The sequence below is a fragment of the Pseudomonas sp. Tun-23181 genome (assembly GCF_057415455.1).
Genome location: NZ_CM171630.1, coordinates 596,731 through 615,455 on the forward strand (window position 1 = coordinate 596,731; position 18,725 = coordinate 615,455).

17 protein-coding genes are annotated in these 18,725 nt (G+C 66.4%); 12 read left to right on the forward strand and 5 right to left on the reverse strand.

Translation table 11 applies throughout. The features are described 5' to 3' along the window. Positions 1–65: 65 nt before the first annotated feature. On the reverse strand, positions 66–656 hold the full coding sequence (locus ACDI39_RS03155; RefSeq protein ID WP_225787927.1) for a nucleotidyltransferase family protein: 591 nt from the start codon (positions 654–656) through the stop codon (positions 66–68). A gap of 238 nt (positions 657–894) precedes the next feature. Here ACDI39_RS03155 and ACDI39_RS03160 point away from each other — a divergent pair, with 238 nt between their 5' ends. Together ACDI39_RS03160 and ACDI39_RS03165 are read left to right on the forward strand one after the other, a co-directional pair. Continuing rightward, positions 895–1,359 carry a (2Fe-2S)-binding protein gene (locus ACDI39_RS03160; protein ID WP_225787926.1) on the forward strand — a complete coding sequence of 155 codons (465 nt, stop codon included), beginning with the start codon at positions 895–897 and terminating at the stop codon, positions 1,357–1,359. 1 nt (position 1,360) lies between these two features. Continuing rightward, complete coding sequence (locus ACDI39_RS03165) at positions 1,361–3,523, forward strand: xanthine dehydrogenase family protein molybdopterin-binding subunit (RefSeq protein ID WP_225787925.1); 2,163 nt, start codon at positions 1,361–1,363, stop codon at positions 3,521–3,523. 3 nt (positions 3,524–3,526) lie between these two features. On the opposite strand, the gene ACDI39_RS03170 is transcribed toward ACDI39_RS03165, so the two are convergent. The 3 genes from ACDI39_RS03170 to ACDI39_RS03180 form a co-directional block, all read right to left on the reverse strand. Continuing rightward, complete coding sequence (locus ACDI39_RS03170; protein WP_225787924.1) at positions 3,527–4,666, reverse strand: XdhC family protein; 1,140 nt, start codon at positions 4,664–4,666, stop codon at positions 3,527–3,529. A gap of 167 nt (positions 4,667–4,833) precedes the next feature. After that, entirely contained in the window at positions 4,834–5,760 is a 927-nt protein-coding gene (locus ACDI39_RS03175; protein WP_225787923.1) for a LysR family transcriptional regulator, read from the reverse strand. A 108-nt stretch (positions 5,761–5,868) separates the two neighbouring features. After that, positions 5,869–6,771, reverse strand: a complete 903-nt coding sequence (locus tag ACDI39_RS03180) for a LysR family transcriptional regulator (RefSeq protein ID WP_225787922.1) — start codon at positions 6,769–6,771, stop codon at positions 5,869–5,871. Positions 6,772–6,898: 127 nt separating this feature from the next. Between ACDI39_RS03180 and ACDI39_RS03185 the strand changes: the two genes are divergently transcribed. From ACDI39_RS03185 to ACDI39_RS03195, 3 genes are all read left to right on the forward strand, one after another. After that, positions 6,899–7,729, forward strand: coding sequence for an oxidoreductase (locus tag ACDI39_RS03185; protein ID WP_225787921.1), 831 nt, complete (start codon positions 6,899–6,901; stop codon positions 7,727–7,729). Between the two features lie 92 nt (positions 7,730–7,821). Then, a complete protein-coding gene (gene hisN, locus ACDI39_RS03190) occupies positions 7,822–8,613 on the forward strand; it encodes a histidinol-phosphatase (RefSeq protein WP_225787920.1) in 792 nt (263 codons plus the stop codon). A 113-nt stretch (positions 8,614–8,726) separates the two neighbouring features. Continuing rightward, a complete protein-coding gene (locus ACDI39_RS03195) occupies positions 8,727–9,458 on the forward strand; it encodes a hypothetical protein (RefSeq protein WP_225787919.1) in 732 nt (243 codons plus the stop codon). Positions 9,459–9,654: 196 nt separating this feature from the next. Here the strand turns inward: ACDI39_RS03195 and ACDI39_RS03200 are convergent, their stop codons facing one another. After that, a complete protein-coding gene (locus tag ACDI39_RS03200; protein ID WP_225787918.1) occupies positions 9,655–10,662 on the reverse strand; it encodes a LysR family transcriptional regulator in 1,008 nt (335 codons plus the stop codon). Positions 10,663–11,113: 451 nt separating this feature from the next. Here ACDI39_RS03200 and ACDI39_RS03205 point away from each other — a divergent pair, with 451 nt between their 5' ends. The 7 genes from ACDI39_RS03205 to benB all read left to right on the forward strand — a co-directional run bounded on the left by ACDI39_RS03205 (position 11,114) and on the right by benB (position 18,701). Then, positions 11,114–12,274 (forward strand): quaternary amine ABC transporter ATP-binding protein, encoded by a 1,161-nt coding sequence (locus ACDI39_RS03205; RefSeq protein ID WP_225787917.1) that lies wholly within the window; start codon positions 11,114–11,116, stop codon positions 12,272–12,274. Between the two features lie 55 nt (positions 12,275–12,329). Beyond that, positions 12,330–13,280 carry a glycine betaine/L-proline ABC transporter permease ProW gene (gene proW / locus ACDI39_RS03210; RefSeq protein WP_225787916.1) on the forward strand — a complete coding sequence of 317 codons (951 nt, stop codon included), beginning with the start codon at positions 12,330–12,332 and terminating at the stop codon, positions 13,278–13,280. A gap of 57 nt (positions 13,281–13,337) precedes the next feature. Beyond that, positions 13,338–14,357: a glycine betaine/L-proline ABC transporter substrate-binding protein ProX gene (proX, locus tag ACDI39_RS03215; protein ID WP_253101390.1), complete on the forward strand. Its 1,020-nt coding sequence runs from the start codon at positions 13,338–13,340 to the stop codon at positions 14,355–14,357. Positions 14,358–14,416: 59 nt separating this feature from the next. Continuing rightward, positions 14,417–15,472 carry a GlxA family transcriptional regulator gene (locus ACDI39_RS03220; protein WP_253080161.1) on the forward strand — a complete coding sequence of 352 codons (1,056 nt, stop codon included), beginning with the start codon at positions 14,417–14,419 and terminating at the stop codon, positions 15,470–15,472. Positions 15,473–15,747: 275 nt separating this feature from the next. Further along, positions 15,748–16,710: an AraC family transcriptional regulator gene (locus ACDI39_RS03225; RefSeq protein WP_225787913.1), complete on the forward strand. Its 963-nt coding sequence runs from the start codon at positions 15,748–15,750 to the stop codon at positions 16,708–16,710. A gap of 147 nt (positions 16,711–16,857) precedes the next feature. Beyond that, positions 16,858–18,216 carry a benzoate 1,2-dioxygenase large subunit gene (gene benA, locus ACDI39_RS03230; protein ID WP_253080160.1) on the forward strand — a complete coding sequence of 453 codons (1,359 nt, stop codon included), beginning with the start codon at positions 16,858–16,860 and terminating at the stop codon, positions 18,214–18,216. Further along, positions 18,213–18,701 (forward strand): benzoate 1,2-dioxygenase small subunit, encoded by a 489-nt coding sequence (gene benB / locus ACDI39_RS03235; RefSeq protein WP_253090830.1) that lies wholly within the window; start codon positions 18,213–18,215, stop codon positions 18,699–18,701. The genes benA and benB overlap by 4 nt, the downstream gene beginning before the upstream one ends. Positions 18,702–18,725 lie beyond the last annotated feature (24 nt).

Here is an 18,725-nt window from a genome sequence, read left to right on the forward strand (position 1 = left end):
GTACGGCAGCCCCCCGTTCATGCCGGTGCTGGTTGTCCGGGCCAAGTGGCGCGGGAATTCCTTCTTCAGTCTAGACGCTGGCCGCTACTCGGCAGGTCGGCAGGGCGGTCGATGTCCAGCAGCACACCTGGATCGGCCACGTCCACCGTGCGTACCGCCCCAGGGTGGGCCTGCAGCACGGCGCGGGCACCGTTGTCGCCTTCGAGCAGGCACAGCGCGGGCCAGAAGGCGCGGCCGAACAGCACCGGATGCCCTGGGCGGCCCTGGTAGGCGGGGCGGCAGATGTGCGCGGCATCGGCACAGGCGAGCAGGGCCTCGAAGGTGGCCGGGCGGATGAAGGGCATGTCGGCGAGGAACAGGGCCAGGACCTGTGCATCGCTGGCCTGGGCGATGCGCTCGACGCTCGCGGCGATGCTGTGCCCCAGGCCCAGGCGGCTGGCGCCGGACTGCAGCACGCGCACCTTGGCCGGCAGCGTGGCCGGGGCGCGGTCGTCATCGCGCAAGGCCAGCCAGACCTCGGCCAGCCGCGCGCAGGGCAAAGCCAGGCTGGCTTCGAGCAGGGTCTGGCCGGTGTCCAGGCGCTGCTGGCGCTTGTCGCTGCCGAAGCGTTGGCTGCGGCCGGCGGCCAGGACGAGGGCGACAGCGGTGGTGGTCATGCGGGGCTCCTTGGGTGTGGGCATCACCGTACTGTGCAGGGCACGCCGATGCAATCGCGGGCTGGCAGCGTTGCCGTGATCATTAAGTTTGCCTTCATGCCGCTTGCAGCCTTGCGCGGTTTTTCCCTCGCGCTCCAGTCACTACCCTTTACAGGTTACCCGCCCGAGGCCGCGAAGGCCGGGCCCAGAACGATAACGACAAGCCGTGAGCGCCCAACACCCCCGAGGAGATCGTCCAATGGTCCACACCCTGAAGATCAACGGCCATGAGCATCAGGTGGAGGTCGAGGACGACACGCCGCTGCTCTGGGTCTTGCGCGACGTGCTGGGCATGACCGGCACCAAGTTCGGCTGCGGCCTGTCCCTGTGCGGGGCCTGCACGGTGCACATGAACGGCTCGGCGGTGCGCGCCTGCATGATGCCGGTCGGCGCCCTGGCCGGTGCGGACATCACCACCATCGAAGGCATTGGCCAGACCGAGCTGGGCAAGCGCGTGCAGGCCGCCTGGCTCAAGCACGAAGTGGTCCAGTGCGGCTATTGCCAAACCGGCCAGATCATGTCGGCGACCGCGCTGCTGGCCAGCAACCCCACGCCGGACGATGCCGCGATCGACGGCGCCATGTCCGGCAACATCTGTCGCTGCGGCACCTATGTGCGTATCCGCCAGGCGATCAAGACCGCCTCCGGCCAGGTGGAGGTGTGACATGACCCGCCATGAACCTGCCCCAGGCTTCAGCCGGCGTGGTTTCCTCAAGGCCAGCGCCGCTGTCGGCGGCGGGCTGCTGATCAGCTTCGCCTTGCCGCTGGGCGTGCGTGCCGTGCAGGCCGAAGCGGCAGCATTCGCGCCCAACGCCTACGTGCGCATCGATCGCCAGGGCCATGTCTACCTGACCATCCAACCGGTGGAGATGGGCCAGGGCACCTACACCTCGATGCCGGCGTTGATCGCCGAAGAGCTGGAAGTCGGCCTCGACCAGGTCACCGTCGAGCATGCTCCGGCCGACGACAAACGCTACGCCAACCCGGTGCTGGGCTTCCAGGTCACGGGGGGCTCGACCTCGGTGCCGGGCAACTGGAAGCCGCTGCGCGAGGCGGGCGCGGCGGCGCGTATCCTGCTGGTAGCCGCAGCGGCCTCGCAGTGGAAGGTCGACCCAGCCAGTTGCCGGGCCGAGCAGGGCAAGGTGCTGCACCCAGGCAGTGGCCGCCAGCTGGCCTACGGCGAGTTGGTGGATGCCGCCGCCGGCCTGCCGCTGCCGGAGCAGATCCCGCTGAAGGACCCGAAGGACTTCAAGCTGATCGGCACGCCGGCGCCGCGTACCGATTCGCCAGACAAGATCAACGGCCAGGCGGTGTTCGGCATCGACGCCCACCCGGACGGCATGAAGGTGGCGGCGATCCAGTTGTGCCCGGTGGTCGGCGGTACCCTGGCCGAGGTCGACCCGGCGCCGGCCCTGGCGGTCGCGGGTGTGCGCCAGGTATTGCACAGCGACAACGCCGTGGCGGTGGTGGCCGATCACATGGGGGCGGCGCGCAAGGGCATGGCGCTGCTCCAGCCGAAGTGGAACGAAGGTGCCAACGCCGGGATGTCCAGCGCGCAGATGCTCGAAGCCATGCGCAAGGCGGCCGAACAGCCGGGGGTGCAGGTGCGGGTCGAGGGGGATGCCGCCTCAGCCCTGGCCAAGGCCAGCAAGCGTATCGACGCGGTGTACCAGGTGCCCTGGCTGGCCCATGCTTGCCTGGAGCCGGTCAACTGCACCGTGCATGTGCGCAAGGACGCCTGCGAACTATGGCTGGGGAGCCAGGTGCCCGCCCGGGCCAAGGCCGTGGCGGCGCAGATCACCGGCCTGCCGGAAGAGGCCGTGACGGTCCACAACCACTTGCTCGGCGGTGGTTTCGGTCGCCGCCTGGACGTGGATTTCGTCAGCGACGCGGTGAAGCTGGCCAAGCAGGTGGACTATCCGCTGAAGGTCATCTGGTCGCGTGAGGAAGACACGCGCCACAGCACCCTGCGGCCCTATCACTACAACCACCTCAGCGCGGCGCTGGACGAAGAGGGCAGGCCGGTGGCCTGGACCCACAAGATCACCGGCGGCTCGATCCTCGCCCGCTGGTTGCCGGCGGCCTTCGTCAATGGCGTCGACCGTGATGCCGTGCGCGATGCCTGCGGCCCCTATGCCTTCCCCAACCTGGCGGTGCACTACGTGCGTCACGAGCCGCCGGCGGGGATCCTGCCGGCGTTCTGGCGCGGGGTCGGGCATACCCAGAACGCCTTCATGGTCGAGGGCCTGATGGACGAGCTGGCGCACCTGGCCGGGCGCGACCCGTTCGACTTCCGCTACCCGTTGCTCGAGGCCCACCCACGGGCACTGAAGGTGTTGGAAACGCTCAAGGACAAGTCCGGCTGGGCCGATCCCTTGCCCGCCGGCAGGGGCCGTGGCCTGGCTCTGACCTACTGTTTCAGCACCTACTCGGCGCAGGTGGCCGAGGTGAGCGTGGACGATGCCGGCAACGTTACCGTCGAACGCATCACCACCGTGGTCGACTGCGGCATCGCCATCAACCCTGACAGCGTGGTGGCACAGGTCCAGGGCGGCACCCTGTTCGGCCTGACGGCGGCGCTGTTCGGCAATATCACTTTCAAGGACGGCCGGGTCGAGCAGGGCAACTTCGACAGCTACCGGATGCTGCGCCTGAACGAGACACCAACGCTCGATACCTTCCGCATCGACAGCCCCGAGGCGCCGGGCGGCCTGGGCGAGGTGGCCACGGTGACGGTGGCGCCGGCGGTGGTCAACGCGGTGTTCGCCGCCACCGGCAAGCGCCTGCGCAGCCTGCCCATCGATCCCCAGGCGCTGCGCAAGGCCTGAGGCTCAGCCGTGCAACGCCCCCAGGCCATCGTGGATGGGGGCGTTGCGCAGGCGCAGCGGGCGGCCGTCGCGGCCGTTGAAGTGCCCGGCGATCTCCGCCAGCACCGACAAGGCCACGGCTTCCGGGCCCTCGGCGCCGATATCCAGGCCCATGGGGTAGTGCAGGCGTTGGCGGGCGTCGCTGCCGGCGCCGATCTCGTCGAGCAGGCGTTCGGTGCGCTCCCGTGGGCCGAGCTGGCCGATATAGGCGCTGCGATGAGCCAGGGCCTGGGCCAGCCAGTGACGGTCCTGGGCCAGGCTGTGGCTCATCACCACCACGGCGGCATCGTCGAGCAGGGCCGCTAGGTCGACGGAGCTCTGCAGCTCCAGGTGCAGCACTTGCTCGGCCTCGGGGAAACGCTCGCGCCGGGCGAAGTGGCGGCGCGCATCCACCACGCAGACCTGCCAACCCTGCTGCGCGGCCATGTTCGCCAGGGGTTGTGCATCGTGGCCTGCGCCGAACAGCACCAGCCGGCGCGGTGCCGCCAGGTACTCGAACAGCACTTCGCAGCGCTGCTCTTGCCACAGGTAGGCCTGGCTGGCATTGCGGCGCTGCGCGGCCACCTGGTGCAGGTCGAGGGCCAGCCGCTCGACCAGCGCGTCAGGCAGGCCGGGCGGCAGTTGCACGCCCCGTGCGTCGAGGCAGGCCCGTGCACCCAGGCCCAGGCCGGCGAAGGTGCTGTCGATCACCGTGGCCAGCACCGCAGGGGTGCGGCTGGCACGGACCTCGCGCAACAGGCATGCCGGCAGGTAACGGTCGAGCTCGCGGACACGTTCGAGCAGGATATCCACCGTGCCGTTGCAGCCCAGGCCAAAGGCCAGGGCCTCCTGTTCATCGGCATCGCCGTCCCGGACGCCGGTGCTGTAGGTACGCAGCACCGGTTCTGCGCCCTCGGTCAGCCACCAGGCGCGGCGGGCCAGCTCGCCTTCCAGGCAGCCGCCGCTGACCATGCCGACGGTGCCGCCGTGGCGAGCGATCAGCATGCGCGCACCGGGGCGCCGGTAGGCCGAACCCTGGACCCTGACCACCGTGGCCATGACGCTTTCTTCGCCATCCCTGGCCTGGCTGGCCAGGGCGGCCAGCAGCCTGCCGATCTCGCTCATGCGCGTGCTTTCCGCTTCGTTGCCCGAATGCAGATTATTCAACAGGATCGGCGAAGCATTGACGGGGGCTTGCTGCAAGGGGCTTGAAGCAGGGCTTCATAGTGTTCGGCCCCAGCAAATACCGGGGCGCGAGGCGGCCCTGGACGATCACTGAATGAAGGTCCGCATCACGACAGCAACTCCTCCACCAATGGCGCCTGCGCCCATTCCGCGCGCAGGAAGTCGATCAATGCCCGCAGCTTGGCCGGCACCCGGCGGCGATCCGGGTAGTACAGCTGCAAGCCGGGAAAGCACGGGCTCCAGTCCTCCAGCAGGCGCACCAGGCGCCCTTGCGCGAGAAAGGGCTCGATATAGCCATTGATCATGTAGGCGATGCCCAGCCCATCGAGGGCCGAGCGTACGAGGATCTCCGAGTCGTTGAGCACCAGGCGCCCACGCACCTGCAACTCGAAGTGCTCGTTGCCGCGGCTGAAGGCCCAGCGTTCGATCTGCCCGCTGCTGCTGTGGCGAAAACCGATGCAGTCGTGCTCGAGCAACGCCCGTGGATGCTGGGGGCGGCCATGGCGGGCCAGGTAGTCGGGGGCGGCGATGACCTGCGCCTGCAGCGGCGGGCCGACCGTCAGGGCGACCATGTCCTTGTCGACCGCCGCACCGAAGCGGATACCGGCGTCGAACCCCTGGGCGACGATGTCTACCAGTTGGTTCTCCACCCGCAGCTCCAGGCTGATCTCCGGGTAGGTGGCGAGAAAGCGCCGCAGGATCGGTTGCAGCACGATCAGGTAGCTGGCCCGCAGCACGTTCAGGCGCAACAGCCCACTGGGGTGGTCGGCTTCGCGGCCCAGTTCGCGGGAGGCATTGGTCAAGGCCTCCAGGGCCGGCTGGACCCGCTCCAGGAAGCGCTCGCCGACCTCGGTCAAGGCCACGCTGCGGGTGGTGCGGTTGAACAGCACCAGCCCCAGGCGATGCTCCAGGCTGCGAATGCTCTGGCTGACCGCCGAGGGCGAGACGCCCAGGCGCACGGCGGCCGTGGAGAAGCCTTTCTCCTCGGCCACTGCAAGAAAGGTGACCAGGCCATCGAGGTGGTCTTGGCGCATGGCGGGATCTCCAGCCGTCGGCAGCCCAGCCACGCGCCAGGCACTCTGCAAGTAAAAACCGCATAGGGGCAAAACGCCAGTGGCCGCAGGAGGGCCTGCAACCTGGCGTTACAAATCGGCGTCGCGCTGGCTGCGCACGAACTCGATGAAGGCCTTCAGGGTTGCCGGTACATGGCGTCGGCTCGGGTAGTACAGGTGCAAGCCCGGGTAGTAGGGCGTCCAGTCCTCCAGCACCTGCACCAGCCGGCCGCTGGCCAGGTGCTCGCGGACCATGTCCTCGAACACATAGGCCAGGCCCACGCCCTCCAGGGCGGCGTCGGGCATCAGGCTGACATCGCCGAGCACCAGTGGCCCCTGCACGTCCACCTCCAGGCGCATGCCACCCCGTTCGAACTCCCAGCGGTACAGCGCACCGCTGGGGAAACGGTGGCCGATGCAGGGCAGGGTGCGCAGGTCGTGGGGTTGCCGGGGGCGCGGATGGCGCTCGAAGAACGCCGGCGCGCCCACCACCACCGAGCGCAGGTAGGGGCCGATGGGCAGCGACACCATGTCCGCCTGCAGGCGCTCGCCCAGGCGTACGCCGGCATCGAAGCCGGCACCGACCATGTCCACCAGGGCATCGTCGCTGGCGATCTCCAGGCGCACGTCCGGGTAGGCGGCCAAAAAACGGCTGGCCAGCGGCAGCAAGGCCAGCTCCACGGCGGCCCGGCCGGCGGTGATGCGCAGCTTGCCAGAGGGGCTGTCGCGCATACTGTCGAGATCTTTCAGGGCATCGGCGATATCGCGGAAGGCCGGTTGCAGGCGCTGGTACAGGCGCTCGCCGGCCTCGGTCAGGGCCACGCTGCGCGTGGTGCGGTTGAACAGGCGCACGCCCAGGCGGGTTTCCAGGGTGCGCAGGGCATGGCTCAGGGCCGAGGGCGTGAGCCCCAGTTCGACGGCGGCGCGGCTGAAGTTCAGGTGCCGGGCGATGCACAGGAACAGCGACAGGTCGGCGGTGCTGGGCGATTTCATTGTTGAATGCACCTCACAAGCGCATGCGAAATTCATGGGATTATCACATCAACCGCCCAGACGTACAGTGACCTCACTCATCGACAAGGCCCTGCGCGGTGCAGGGTCGTCTACAGGAGGAATTGACATGCGTACCTGGCTCATCACTGGCGCTTCCCGCGGATTCGGTGCACTGATCGCCCAACAGGCCCTGGCGGCCGGCGATGCGGTCATCGCCACCGCGCGCAAGCCCGAGGACATCGAGGCCCGCCTGGGCCAGCAGCCGAACCTGCTGGCCGTGCGCCTGGACGTCACCTGCGAAGAACAGGCCCACCAGGCCGTGGCTGCAGGCATCAAGCGCTTCGGCCGTATCGATGTCCTGGTCAACAATGCCGGTTTCGGGGTGCTGGGGGCGGTGGAGGAAACCAGCGCCAGCGAGACCGAGCGGCTGTTCGCCACCAACGTGTTCGGCGTGCTCAACGTCAGCCGCGCGGTGCTGCCGCACATGCGCCGCCAGCGCAGCGGTCACCTCATCAACATCTCTTCGCTGGGTGGCTACCAGGCTTACATGGGCTGGGGCGTGTACGGCTCGACCAAGTTCGCCGTGGAGGGCATCAGCGAGGCCATGCACCAGGAGCTGGCGCCATTGGGCATCAAGGTGACCGTGGTCGAGCCGGGGTTCTTCCGCACCGATTTTCTCGACGACCAGTCGCTGGTCAAGACTGCCCTGGAACTGCCCGACTATGACCAGACGGTCGGCCAGATGCGCACCTTCGCCGCTTCGGCCAACCATGCCCAGCCGGGCGACCCGCAACGATTCGCCGAAGCCATGCTGGCCCTGGCCAACGCCGAGCAGCCACCGCTGCGCCTGCCGCTGGGCAGCGATGCGGTCGCGCGGGTCGAGGCCAAGCATGCCCTGGTCGAGCGGGAACTGGCGCACTGGCGGGAATGGTCGCTGTCCACCGACTTCGCCGATTGAATGGGCGCGCTCCACCCTGGGTTCGACACAGGCTTCGATCCCGGGTGGAGTCGGGTATGATGCGAGCCCTTTCCCTGAACGAGGCCTGACCCATGTCCCTGAGTGCTGAGCAGATTGGCGAATTCCGCGTCTTCGCCGAGCAGTTGGCCGATGCCGCCGCGGCGGCGATCCAGCCGTATTTCCGGGCGAGCCTGGAGGTCGAGGACAAGGGCGGGCGCCTGTACGACCCGGTCACCGTGGCCGACAAGGCCGCCGAGGATGCCATGCGTGCGCAGATCCAGGCCCGCTACCCGGAGCACGGTATCCTCGGCGAGGAGCAAGGCGTGGCCGCTGGCAGCAGCCCGCTGACCTGGGTGCTCGACCCGATCGACGGCACCCGCGCCTTCATCACCGGCCTGCCATTGTGGGGCACGCTGATTGCCCTGAACGACGGTACGCGCCCGGTCCTCGGGGTGATGAACCAGCCGTTCACCGGCGAGCGTTTCGTCGGCACGCCCGAGGGCGCCTGGCGCAGCGGCACACCCTTGAAGACCCGCGCCTGCGCCGACCTGGCCGCGGCGACCTTGATGTGCACCACCCCGGACATGTTCGACACGCCCGCGCGCAAGGCGGCCTTCGAGGCCGTGGCCGGCCGTGCCCGGTTGATGCGCTACGGTGGCGACTGCTATGCCTACTGCATGCTGGCGTCCGGCTTCGTCGACGTGATCGTCGAGGCCAGCCTGCAGCCCTACGACGTACAGGCGCTGATCCCGATCATCGAGGGCGCGGGCGGGGTGATCACCGCCTGGGACGGCGGCCCGGCGCAGCACGGCGGCTGCGTGGTGGCCTGTGGCGATCCGGCGCTGCATGCACAGGTGGTGCAGATGCTGCGCCAAGCGATGTGAGCCAAGGGGCGGCGTTGCAACCGCCCGCCGCACTTTTTCCCATTTGCGCGCTCTATGTCTGGTCAGGTTGGGCCGATTCCCGGCCCAGCCGTTGATTCCAGACCCCGGTGCCGATGGTTGCTCCACACCTCAGACTCTCCCTGCGCCTGCTCCTGGCAGGTGCGTTGACCGCCCTGTGCGCCTGCACCCAGCAGCAGGGCCGTGACATCATCAGCCAGTTCGGCGACGGTCAGCCCAGCGAGCTGTTCCAGACCAGCGTCGACCGCATGGCCACCCTGTCCATGCGCGACAACCTGCAGAGCCTGTACCTGCTGATGAACAAGCTGTACCTGCGCAACCCCAGCCAGTGGAAGCAGTCCGGCTACCTCGATGCCGCCACCGCCGAGCGGCAGATCCGCCTGGCCATCGAACAGCGCCAGCCGTTGCCGCAACTGGGCAACCGCCGCGACCTGGCAGCGCTGAGCTATGCCTTGAGCCCGGAGTTTCGTGGCGACCGGGTCGGTGCCTTCATCTACGCCATCGGCAGCATGCTGATCACCGCCCATGGCGGGCGCACCGAGTTCTACATGACCGATACCATCGACCCGCTGTTCGTCAACAACGCTGCGCGCAATATCGAGAAGGCCACCTGGATGCTCAGCCAGCGCCAGGATGCCAATGGTGTGCTGTTGCTGTTCTCCAACGAGATTTCCGAGGAGGGCAGCAACCTGAGTTTCGCGGTGGAGTTCGGCAAGATCGTGGCGAGGCTGGACCTGCTGGCGCAGATGCTCGACGAGCGCTACCGGAGGATCGGGCTGAACTATGCGCAGAGCCTGTTGCTGATGAACTTCCTGCCGGTGCAGTAGCCTATGGGCCGGTCGTGATACCAGCGGTACAGGGCAAGGGTTGCGCCTTGTTCGCGGGCAAGCCCGCTCCCCACGGCCCTGCAAGCCACCCTCATGTGTGATCGGCTTGGCGCCTGTGGGGCTGCTTCGCAGCCCATCGCCGGCTCTGACAGCATCGGTGTATGGCAAGAACTGCGGCCTTGCTCACGGCTCGTCGCTAGCGGAGCGATCGATGAGCTGGCGTTATGGCGCCGGGATCGTCCCGTTGCAGTGGCTCGTATTGTGCCAGCAACCAGTCACGCAGGCGGCGGCAGCTGGAGTCGTGCTCCTTGTCTTCGTTGAACGACAGGTAGTGGAAGGTGTCCTTGAGCACCACCTCCTGGGGCACCGGCCGCACCAGCAGGCCCTGGGCGACCAGCGGCGCCACCAGGATATGCCAGCCGAGCACCACGCCCTGGTGGCTCTGGGCGAGCTGCACCAGCAGGTTGTAGTCGTTGGCGTTGAAGAAGTGCGGTGCCTGGCTGGCCCGGCTCTTCAGGTCGATGTCATGGAAGGCCAGCCAAACGTTCCAGTCCACGTGCTCGGCGACCTGGGAGCGGCCATAAGGGCTGAGGTTGAGCAGGGCACCATCCCGGATGCCTTCCAGGGTGCGCAGCTCCGGATGCTGCTCCAGGTACTGGGGCGAGCACACCGGGTAGATGATGTCGTGGTTCAGCGGCTGGCAGCGGTAGCCTTCGTGGATCCTGCCCAGCTTGGAGATGAAGATGTCCGGCCGCGCCCCCGGCTCCATGGACAGGAAGTTCTGGGTGGTGATGAGGTTGATGTCGATGTCCGGGTTCTCCTCGAAGAACCGCGGCAGCCGAGGCCCGAGCCAGAGCGCGGAGAACGCTGGCGAGCAGCACAGGGTGACCACGTGCTTGGTGTTGGTGTTGCTGCGGATGCGCTCGGCGGCCTGGGAAATGTTGACGAACGACAACTGCACCGCATCGAAGAAGATCGAGCCGGCCACGGTCAGCTCCACCGCACGCCCGGCGCGGGTGAACAGTTCGGCGCCCAGGTGCGCCTCGAGCTCGCGGATCTGCCGGCTGACCGCCGCCTGGGTCACGCACAGGGCCTCGGCGGCGCGGGTGAAGTTCTGATACTTGGCGGCGGCGACGAAGACCTTGACCGCACGCAGGGAGGGCATCTTGATCAGGGTCTGATCGGGTTCGGTGTGTCTGGCCATGGGGCAGGGTGTCGAGGTCCTTCGTGGGGCTGGGGAGGGCGCGGTGTGCCTCACTCTAGCGTGGGAGCGCCCAGGCGGTAAACCGCTGCGTCGGGGCGCGGGGCACGGCCATGCGGCCCTTCGCGGCGGTATGCGCTTGCCCTGGGGAAGCCGTGGCCCCGCTGGAACCTGCAGGACAGCGCGCTCGCCAAGGCATTGATAACCCCAGGTAATGGTTAGCGCGCCCTAAATGTCGTTGGACCCCGCTCCCCCCTGGGCCTAACGTGAAAGCAACGGCGCGGCATCGAAGACATCGATGTCGAGAATTTTTCCAAGCAGGGCCGCCTGCGTGCCGGTTTGACTCGCGTTCGAACTTGAACGGACTGCCAAGCGTACTCGCACTGATCCGAACCCGCCTTACCCGAGAAGTGCGATGTTTGAAGATTGGTTATAAGCATAAGAAGAGGGTCGTATGAGCCATGCCGATGAAATTCTTTCGGTGAACAATATTTTCAAGGTGTTTGGTCCGAACCCGGACATGGCCATGGAGATGTTGCGCAAGGGTGCCGACAAGAATGAGATTTTCAGCAAGACCGGCCACGTCGTCGGCGTGTTCGATGCAAGCTTTTCCGTCAAGCGTGGCGAGATCTTCGTCATCATGGGCCTGTCCGGGTCGGGCAAGTCGACCATGGTGCGCTTGTTCAACCGCCTGATCGAACCCACCGCCGGCAGTATCCATCTCAACGGCAGAGAGATCACCGGTCTGTCCGACAAGGACTTGCTCGACGTGCGGCGCAAGGAAATGGGCATGGTGTTCCAGTCCTTCGCCCTGATGCCCCACATGAGCGTGCTGGAGAACACCGCCTTCGGCCTGGAGATCGCCGGCGTCCCGGAGCAGGAGCGCCACGCCAGGGCCCGCGAAGCCTTGAGCCAGGTTGGCCTCGCTGGCCACGAGCACAGTTACCCGCACCAGCTCTCCGGTGGCATGCAGCAGCGCGTGGGCCTAGCCCGCGCGCTGGCCAACGACCCGGCGATCCTGCTGATGGACGAGGCCTTCTCGGCCCTCGACCCACTGATCCGCAGCGAGATGCAGGGCGAGCTGATCCGCCTGCAGGCCGAGCAGCAACGCACCATCATCTTCATTTCCCACGACATCGAGGAAGCCATCCGCATCGGCCATCGCATCGCGATCATGGAAGGCGGCCGGGTGGTGCAGATCGGCACGCCCCAGGAGCTGATCAACCAGCCGGCCAACGAGTACGTGCGCACCTTCTTCAAAGGCTTCGACAGCTCGCGGGTGCTCAAGGCAGGGGATGTCGCCCAGTTCGATCCAGAGACGGTGTGCCGGGTCAACGGCAAGGCGCCACGCTTCAAGCCCGGGGTGCCGTACGGCTACCTGGTCGACGAGCATGGCCAGTTGCTTGGCGTGGTCGACACCGACGTCAACGGCGCCTCGGCCAGCGATCGCTACAGCCTGCACGAGCAGCAGCCGGTGTACATCGACACGCCCCTGCATGACGTGCTGGGTATCGTTGCCAGCCTGCCTTACCCGGTACCCGTGCTCGACCGCGCCGGCGCCCTCAAAGGCACCATTTCCAAGAACGAGCTGCTGCAGACCCTGAGCCGCCACTGAGCGCCCGTCGCGGGTGCCGATGAGCGCCTGCGGCCACAAGAAGAGGTAAGCCCCGATGTCCGAGTTCAGTCTTCTCGACCCGTTCCAGTCCGCCACCCTGCCGCTGGGTGACTGGGTGGAAGCCACCCTGAATTTTCTGGTGCACAACTTCCGCGACGTATTCCGTGCCATCCGCTGGCCGATCGACCAGGTGCTCAACGGTATCGAGTTCGTGCTGCAGAGCATCCCGCCGAGCATCGGCATCATCCTTTCGTCGTTGCTCGGTTGGCAGTTGGCCGGCCGGCGCATGGCGCTGCTGTGCTTCGTCACCCTGACCCTGCTGGGGCTGATCGGCGTGTGGTCGGAATCCATGACCACCCTGGCGCTGGTGCTGACCTCGGTGTTCTTCTGCGCGGTGATCGGCATCCCGCTGGGCATCCTCTGCGCCCGCAGCGATCACCTGGAGCGGGTGGTGCGCCCGGTGCTCGATGCCATGCAAACCTTGCCGGCGTTCGTCTACCTGGTGCCGGTGGTGATGCTGTTTGGCATCGGCAACGTGCCGGGCGTGCTGGTGACCATCGTCTTCGCCCTGCCGCCGCTGGTGCGCCTGACCAACCTGGGGATCCGCCAGGTGCCGGAAGACAAGATCGAGGCGGCGCGCGCCTTCGGTTGCACGCCGCGGCAGATGCTGACCCGGGTGCAACTGCCCCTGGCCACCTCGACCATCATGGCGGGCATGAACCAGACCCTGATGCTGTCGCTGTCGATGGTGGTGATCGCTTCGATGATCTCGGTGGGTGGCCTGGGGCAGATGGTGCTGCGCGGTATCGGCCGCCTGGACATGGGCCTGGCCACGGTCGGCGGGGTAGGGCTGGTGCTGCTGGCGATCTTCCTCGACCGCCTGACCCAGGCCATGGGCGCGCGCAGCAGCGCCGACCCGAGCCTGCGCTGGTACCACACCGGCCCCGTGGGCCTGCTGCTGCGCCTGTGTGGTTCAGGGCAGGGCGCACCACGCAAGGCCGCCTGAGCCCACCGACCCCATCTGCCCTACCTGTAAAGAACAACCAGAAGAAGGTAAGTGACAATGCATCGATCCAAGTTCTCCCGTAGCGTCCTGCAATGCGCCACCGCCTTGTCGCTGGTGGCCGCCTCCCTGTGCGCCAGCGCCTCGGCCGAAAAGCCGGGCGAGGGCGTCAAGGTCACGCCGATCTTCCCCTCCATCGCCGAGGAGCGCTTCCGTGGCGAGGTGGCCATGGAAGGCTTGCGTGAACTGGGCTACAAGGTCCAGGAACCGAAGGAGACCGAGTACGGCGTGATGATGGTGGCCTTGGCCAATGGCGACGCCGACTTCACCGTGCACCTGTGGGAGAAGCTGCACGACAAGTTCTACCAGCAGGCCGGCGGTGACAGCGCGATGGTCAAGACCGGCAACATCCTGCCCGGAGTGAGCCAGGGCTACCTGATCGACAAGAAGACCGCCGATGCGCACAACATCAAGTACATCACCGACCTGAAGAAGCCAGAGATCGCCAAGCTGTTCGACACCGACGGCGATGGCAAGGCCGATCTGACCGGCTGCAACCCGGGCTGGGGCTGCGAATTGGTGATCGCCCACCACATGAAGGCCTACGACCTGGAGAAGACCGTGCACGTCAACCAAGGCTCGTACTTCGCACTGATGGCCGACACCATCACCCGCTACAAGGATGGCAAGCCGATCCTGTATTTCACCTGGGTGCCGCAGTGGATCGCCAGCGTGCTGGTCGAAGGCCGCGACGTGGTCTGGCTGGAAGTGCCCAAGACCGACCTGCCTGACGGCAACAACGATGTCGACACCCTGTACAAGGGCAAGAACCTGGGCTTTGCCGTGGACAAGGTGGTGGCCGTGCTGAACAAGGACTTCGCCGACAAGAACCCGGCGGCGCTGAAGTTCCTCTCGCTGGTGCAGATCAGCACCGACGACGAGAGCGCGCAGAACCTGAAGATGCAGCAGGGCGAGAAGAAGCCTGCCGATATCCAGCGCCACGCCAAGGAATGGGTCGCCGCCCACCGCCAGCAGTTCGACGAGTGGCTGCAGGCGTCCCGCGACGCCGCCGGCAAGTAAACGTTTTTCTCCCACCCGCCCTGGCCTGGCCGGGGCACCGGCTGCCTGTGAGTCGAGCCATGAGTCATTTCGAAAGCGTCCTGAAGAACACCAACCTGGCCCACCTGGATCCGTCTGGCCGCACGGCGCTGTCGCAGCCGTGCCGGCGGGTGGCCTTCGTCCTGCGCGAGCACTTCTCCATGATGGCCTTCACCGCTGCCATGGACACCCTGGTGACCGCCAACCTGATGAGCGCCACGCCGTTGTTCCAGATCCAGGTGGTGGGCGAGAGCAGCCAGGTCATGAGCGACCTGGGGCTGGCCTTGCCGGTCAACACGCCGCTGGCCGAGCTCGATGTGCAGGGGCTGGACATCCTGCTGGTGTGCGGTGGTTTCCGGGTGCGCCTGGAGAACGATCCGTTGTTGCGTGGCAAGCTACGCCAGGCCGACCAGCAAGGCTGCCTGCTCGGTGGCCTGTGGAACGGGGCCTACTTCCTGGCCGAGGCCGGCCTGCTCAATGACCATGAATGCGCCTTCCACCCCGATGGCCGGGCGATGATGAACGAGCTGTTCCCGCATGTGCGGGTCAGCCGGCTGGCCTATGTGCTGGATCGCAAGCGCATGAGTTGTGCCGGCGCCAGCAGTGCCCTGGACATGATGCTCGGGCTGCTCGAACACAGCGGGGGCGAGCTGCTGCGCCGGGCCGTGGAGCAGATGCTGGCCTGCGACCGTTCACGGGTGCAGGCCAGCCTGCCGGCGGCCGCGCCGGACATCGACCCGACCTTGCCGCGCGGTGTGCGCCTGGCCCTTGAACTGATGCATGCCAATATCGAGGACCCTATCTGCATCGACGAGATCGCCCGCCATGCCGGGCTTTCCCGGCGTCACCTGGAGCGCCTGTTCCGCCGCCATGTCCAGGCCACGCCGCCGCGCTACTACCTGGAGCTGCGCCTGACCCATGCGCGGCAGTTGCTGCAGCACACCAGCAAGTCGCTGACCGAAGTGGCGGTGGCCAGCGGGTTCGTCAGCTTCCCGCATTTCTACCGGCGTTTTCGTGAGCTGTTCTCCATCGCGCCACGGCAGTTCCGGGCTCGCAGCCAGGGTTGGGCGGTTCGTCAGGACATGGCGGCGCATTGAGCTTGTTGGGGTCAGCTTGCCCATCTGGATTCAAAATTTGTCCGATAATCGCCCGGCTACCCGTCCAGCCCTGTCCGCTATCCGCACGACCTTTCCTTGGTCGCATTGCCTGGCTCTCGGCTTTTTGCTTAGTGTGTGCAAGCATCGCCGGTGGTCGCCTGAGCCCTGAATTCCCCCGCCGGCCCGATAGAATGACCGTGAACGACCGCGACCACAGGCCCTCGCGCCCGTAGGAAGCGGCGACCAGAACAATAACGAAGCCGAGTGCCTTGCCTATGGAAAGCCGCCTGTTGAGCGAGCGCAGCAGCGTGTTCCATCACGCCGACCCCTATGCCGTTTCCGACTACGTCAACCGGCATGTGGGCCAGCATTGCATCGGCCTGTCCCGAAGCACCCACCCCCAGGCCAGCCTGAGCCATCGCAAGTTCGCCGACCTCGACCTGTGCCGCATCAGCTACGGCGGCAGCGTGCGCGTCACCTCGCCGGCGTTGGAGACCATCTACCACCTGCAGGTGCTGCTCAACGGCAATTGCCTGTGGCGCGGGCACCAGCGCGAGCACCACCTGGTGCCGGGCGAACTGCTGCTGATCAACCCGGACGACCCGGTCGACCTGACCTACTCGGAAGATTGCGAGAAGTTCATCCTCAAGGTGCCGACCCGCCTGCTCGAATCGATCTGCGACGAGCAGCGCTGGCAGCGACCCAGCGCAGGCGTACGCTTCTTGCGCAATCACTACCGGCTGGAGGAGCTGGACGGTTTCGTCAGCCTGCTGGCGATGATCTGCCACGAGGCCGAGGTGAGCGATTCGCTGCCGCGGGTGCAGGGGCACTACAGCCAGATCGTCGCCAGCAAGCTGCTGACCCTGCTGACCACCAACGTCCGCCGTGAATGCCTCGGTACGCCGGGGGCCAGCCTGGAGCGAATCCTCGAGCACATCGAGCACAACCTGAAGCTGGAGATGTCCGCCGAAGGCTTGGCCGAGCAGGCGTGCATGAGCGTGCGCTCGTTGTACGCGCTGTTCGACCGGCACCTGGGGACCACCCCCAGGCAGTACATTCGCCAGCGCAAGCTGGAGCAGGTGCACGCCTGCCTGAGCGATGCCAGCTGCGCGGTGCGCAGCGTGACCGAGTTGGCGATGGACTATGGCTTCCTGCACCTGGGGCGGTTTTCCGAGAGCTACCGGCAGCAGTTCGGCGAGTTGCCCTCCGAGACCTTGCGGCGTCGCACGGGCGCCTGATCCAGGGGCTGCAAGGCAGCCCCGATACACCCAGGTGCCCAACCTGCCTGCACAAATCGGATAGCACTCTGCACGATCCGGATATTGCCCCATCCCGGCACACCCTAACCTGACCTGGCCTGAACAATAACAATGGAGACCCTGGCCATGTCCCTGGGATTCGATTACCTCAATGCCTTGCTCGAGGATGACCGGGAAAAAGGTGTCTATCGCTGCAAGCGAGAGATGTTCACCGACCCGCGCCTGTTCGAACTCGAGATGAAGCACATCTTCGAGGGCAACTGGATCTACCTGGCCCACGAAAGCCAGATCCCCGAGAAGAACGACTTCCTCACCCTGACCATGGGGCGCCAGCCGATCTTCATCGCGCGCAACAAGGACGGGGAGCTCAATGCCTTCCTCAATGCCTGCAGCCACCGCGGCGCCATGCTGTGCCGGCACAAGCGCGGCAACCGTTCGAGCTATACCTGCCCGTTCCATGGCTGGACCTTCAACAACAGCGGCAAGCTGCTCAAGGTCAAGGACCCGAGCAACGCCGGCTACCCCGACAGCTTCAACTGCGACGGCTCCCACGACCTGACCAAGGTCGCCCGCTTCGAGTCCTATCGCGGCTTCCTGTTTGGCAGCCTCAACTCCGATGTCAAACCCCTGGTCGAACACCTGGGCGAGTCGGCGAAGATCATCGACATGATCGTCGACCAGTCGCCGGAAGGCCTGGAAGTGCTGCGCGGCGCCAGCTCCTACATCTACGAAGGCAACTGGAAGCTCACCGCCGAGAACGGCGCCGATGGCTACCACGTCAGTTCCGTGCACTGGAACTACGCCGCCACCCAGAACCAGCGCAAGCAGCGCGAGGCTGGGGAACAGATCAAGACCATGAGTGCCGGCGCCTGGGCCAAGCAGGGTGGCGGCTTCTATTCCTTCGACCATGGCCACCTACTGCTGTGGACCCGCTGGGCCAACCCCGAGGACCGTCCGGCGTATGAGCGACGTGATGAGCTAGCCGCCGATTTCGGCCAGGCCCGCGCCGACTGGATGATCGAGAATTCGCGCAACCTGTGCCTGTACCCCAACGTCTACCTGATGGATCAGTTCAGCTCGCAGATCCGCATCGCCCGGCCCATTTCGGTGAACAAGACCGAGATCACCATCTACTGCATCGCCCCCAAGGGCGAGAGTGCCGAGGCCCGGGCCAGGCGTATCCGCCAGTACGAGGACTTCTTCAACGTCAGCGGCATGGCCACCCCGGATGACCTGGAGGAGTTCCGCTCCTGCCAGACCGGCTATGGCGCCGGTGCCGGCTGGAACGACATGTCCCGTGGCGCGGCCCACTGGGTCGAAGGCGCCGACGAGGCCGCCCGCGAGATCGAGCTCAAGCCGCTGCTGTCGGGCGTACGCACCGAGGACGAGGGCCTGTTCGTGCTGCAGCACAAGTACTGGCAGGAGACCATGATCAAGGCCCTTGAGCAGGAACAGCGCCTGATCCCCGTGGAGGCCGTGCAATGACCAGCACCTATGAAACCGTGCGCGACTTCCTCTACCGCGAGGCGCGCTACCTGGACGATGCCCAGTGGGACCTGTGGCTGGAGCTGTACGCTGCCGACGCGACCTTCTGGATGCCGTCCTGGGACGATGACGACCGCCTCACCGAAGACCCGCAGAGCGAGATCTCGCTGATCTGGTACGGCAACCGTGGCGGCCTGGAGGACCGGGTGTTCCGCATCAAGACCGAGCGCTCCAGCGCCACCGTCCCGGACACCCGCACCTCCCACAACATCAGCAACATCGAGATCGTCGAGCAGCGCGATGGCCAGTGCCAGGTGCGGTTCAACTGGCACACCCTGAGCTTTCGCTACAAGACCACCGACAGCTACTTCGGCACCAGCTTCTACACCCTCGACCTGCGGGGCGAAGACCTGCGGATCCTGGCCAAGAAGGTGGTCCTGAAGAACGACTACGTGCGTCAGGTCATCGACATCTACCACATCTGACACCAGGCCAAGGCGAGGGTCGCC

Bases quoted from the DNA above. Each gene is read 5' to 3' on its own strand.
- ACDI39_RS03155 (WP_225787927.1), bottom strand. From the start codon at position 656: ATGACCACCACCGCTGTCGCCCTCGTCCTGGCCGCCGGCCGCAGCCAA.
- ACDI39_RS03160 (WP_225787926.1), top strand. From the start codon at position 895: ATGGTCCACACCCTGAAGATCAACGGCCATGAGCATCAGGTGGAGGTC.
- ACDI39_RS03165 (WP_225787925.1), top strand. From the start codon at position 1,361: ATGACCCGCCATGAACCTGCCCCAGGCTTCAGCCGGCGTGGTTTCCTC.
- ACDI39_RS03170 (WP_225787924.1), bottom strand. From the start codon at position 4,666: ATGAGCGAGATCGGCAGGCTGCTGGCCGCCCTGGCCAGCCAGGCCAGG.
- ACDI39_RS03175 (WP_225787923.1), bottom strand. From the start codon at position 5,760: ATGCGCCAAGACCACCTCGATGGCCTGGTCACCTTTCTTGCAGTGGCC.
- ACDI39_RS03180 (WP_225787922.1), bottom strand. From the start codon at position 6,771: ATGAAATCGCCCAGCACCGCCGACCTGTCGCTGTTCCTGTGCATCGCC.
- ACDI39_RS03185 (WP_225787921.1), top strand. From the start codon at position 6,899: ATGCGTACCTGGCTCATCACTGGCGCTTCCCGCGGATTCGGTGCACTG.
- hisN (WP_225787920.1), top strand. From the start codon at position 7,822: ATGTCCCTGAGTGCTGAGCAGATTGGCGAATTCCGCGTCTTCGCCGAG.
- ACDI39_RS03195 (WP_225787919.1), top strand. From the start codon at position 8,727: ATGGTTGCTCCACACCTCAGACTCTCCCTGCGCCTGCTCCTGGCAGGT.
- ACDI39_RS03200 (WP_225787918.1), bottom strand. From the start codon at position 10,662: ATGGCCAGACACACCGAACCCGATCAGACCCTGATCAAGATGCCCTCC.
- ACDI39_RS03205 (WP_225787917.1), top strand. From the start codon at position 11,114: ATGAGCCATGCCGATGAAATTCTTTCGGTGAACAATATTTTCAAGGTG.
- proW (WP_225787916.1), top strand. From the start codon at position 12,330: ATGTCCGAGTTCAGTCTTCTCGACCCGTTCCAGTCCGCCACCCTGCCG.
- proX (WP_253101390.1), top strand. From the start codon at position 13,338: ATGCATCGATCCAAGTTCTCCCGTAGCGTCCTGCAATGCGCCACCGCC.
- ACDI39_RS03220 (WP_253080161.1), top strand. From the start codon at position 14,417: ATGAGTCATTTCGAAAGCGTCCTGAAGAACACCAACCTGGCCCACCTG.
- ACDI39_RS03225 (WP_225787913.1), top strand. From the start codon at position 15,748: ATGGAAAGCCGCCTGTTGAGCGAGCGCAGCAGCGTGTTCCATCACGCC.
- benA (WP_253080160.1), top strand. From the start codon at position 16,858: ATGTCCCTGGGATTCGATTACCTCAATGCCTTGCTCGAGGATGACCGG.
- benB (WP_253090830.1), top strand. From the start codon at position 18,213: ATGACCAGCACCTATGAAACCGTGCGCGACTTCCTCTACCGCGAGGCG.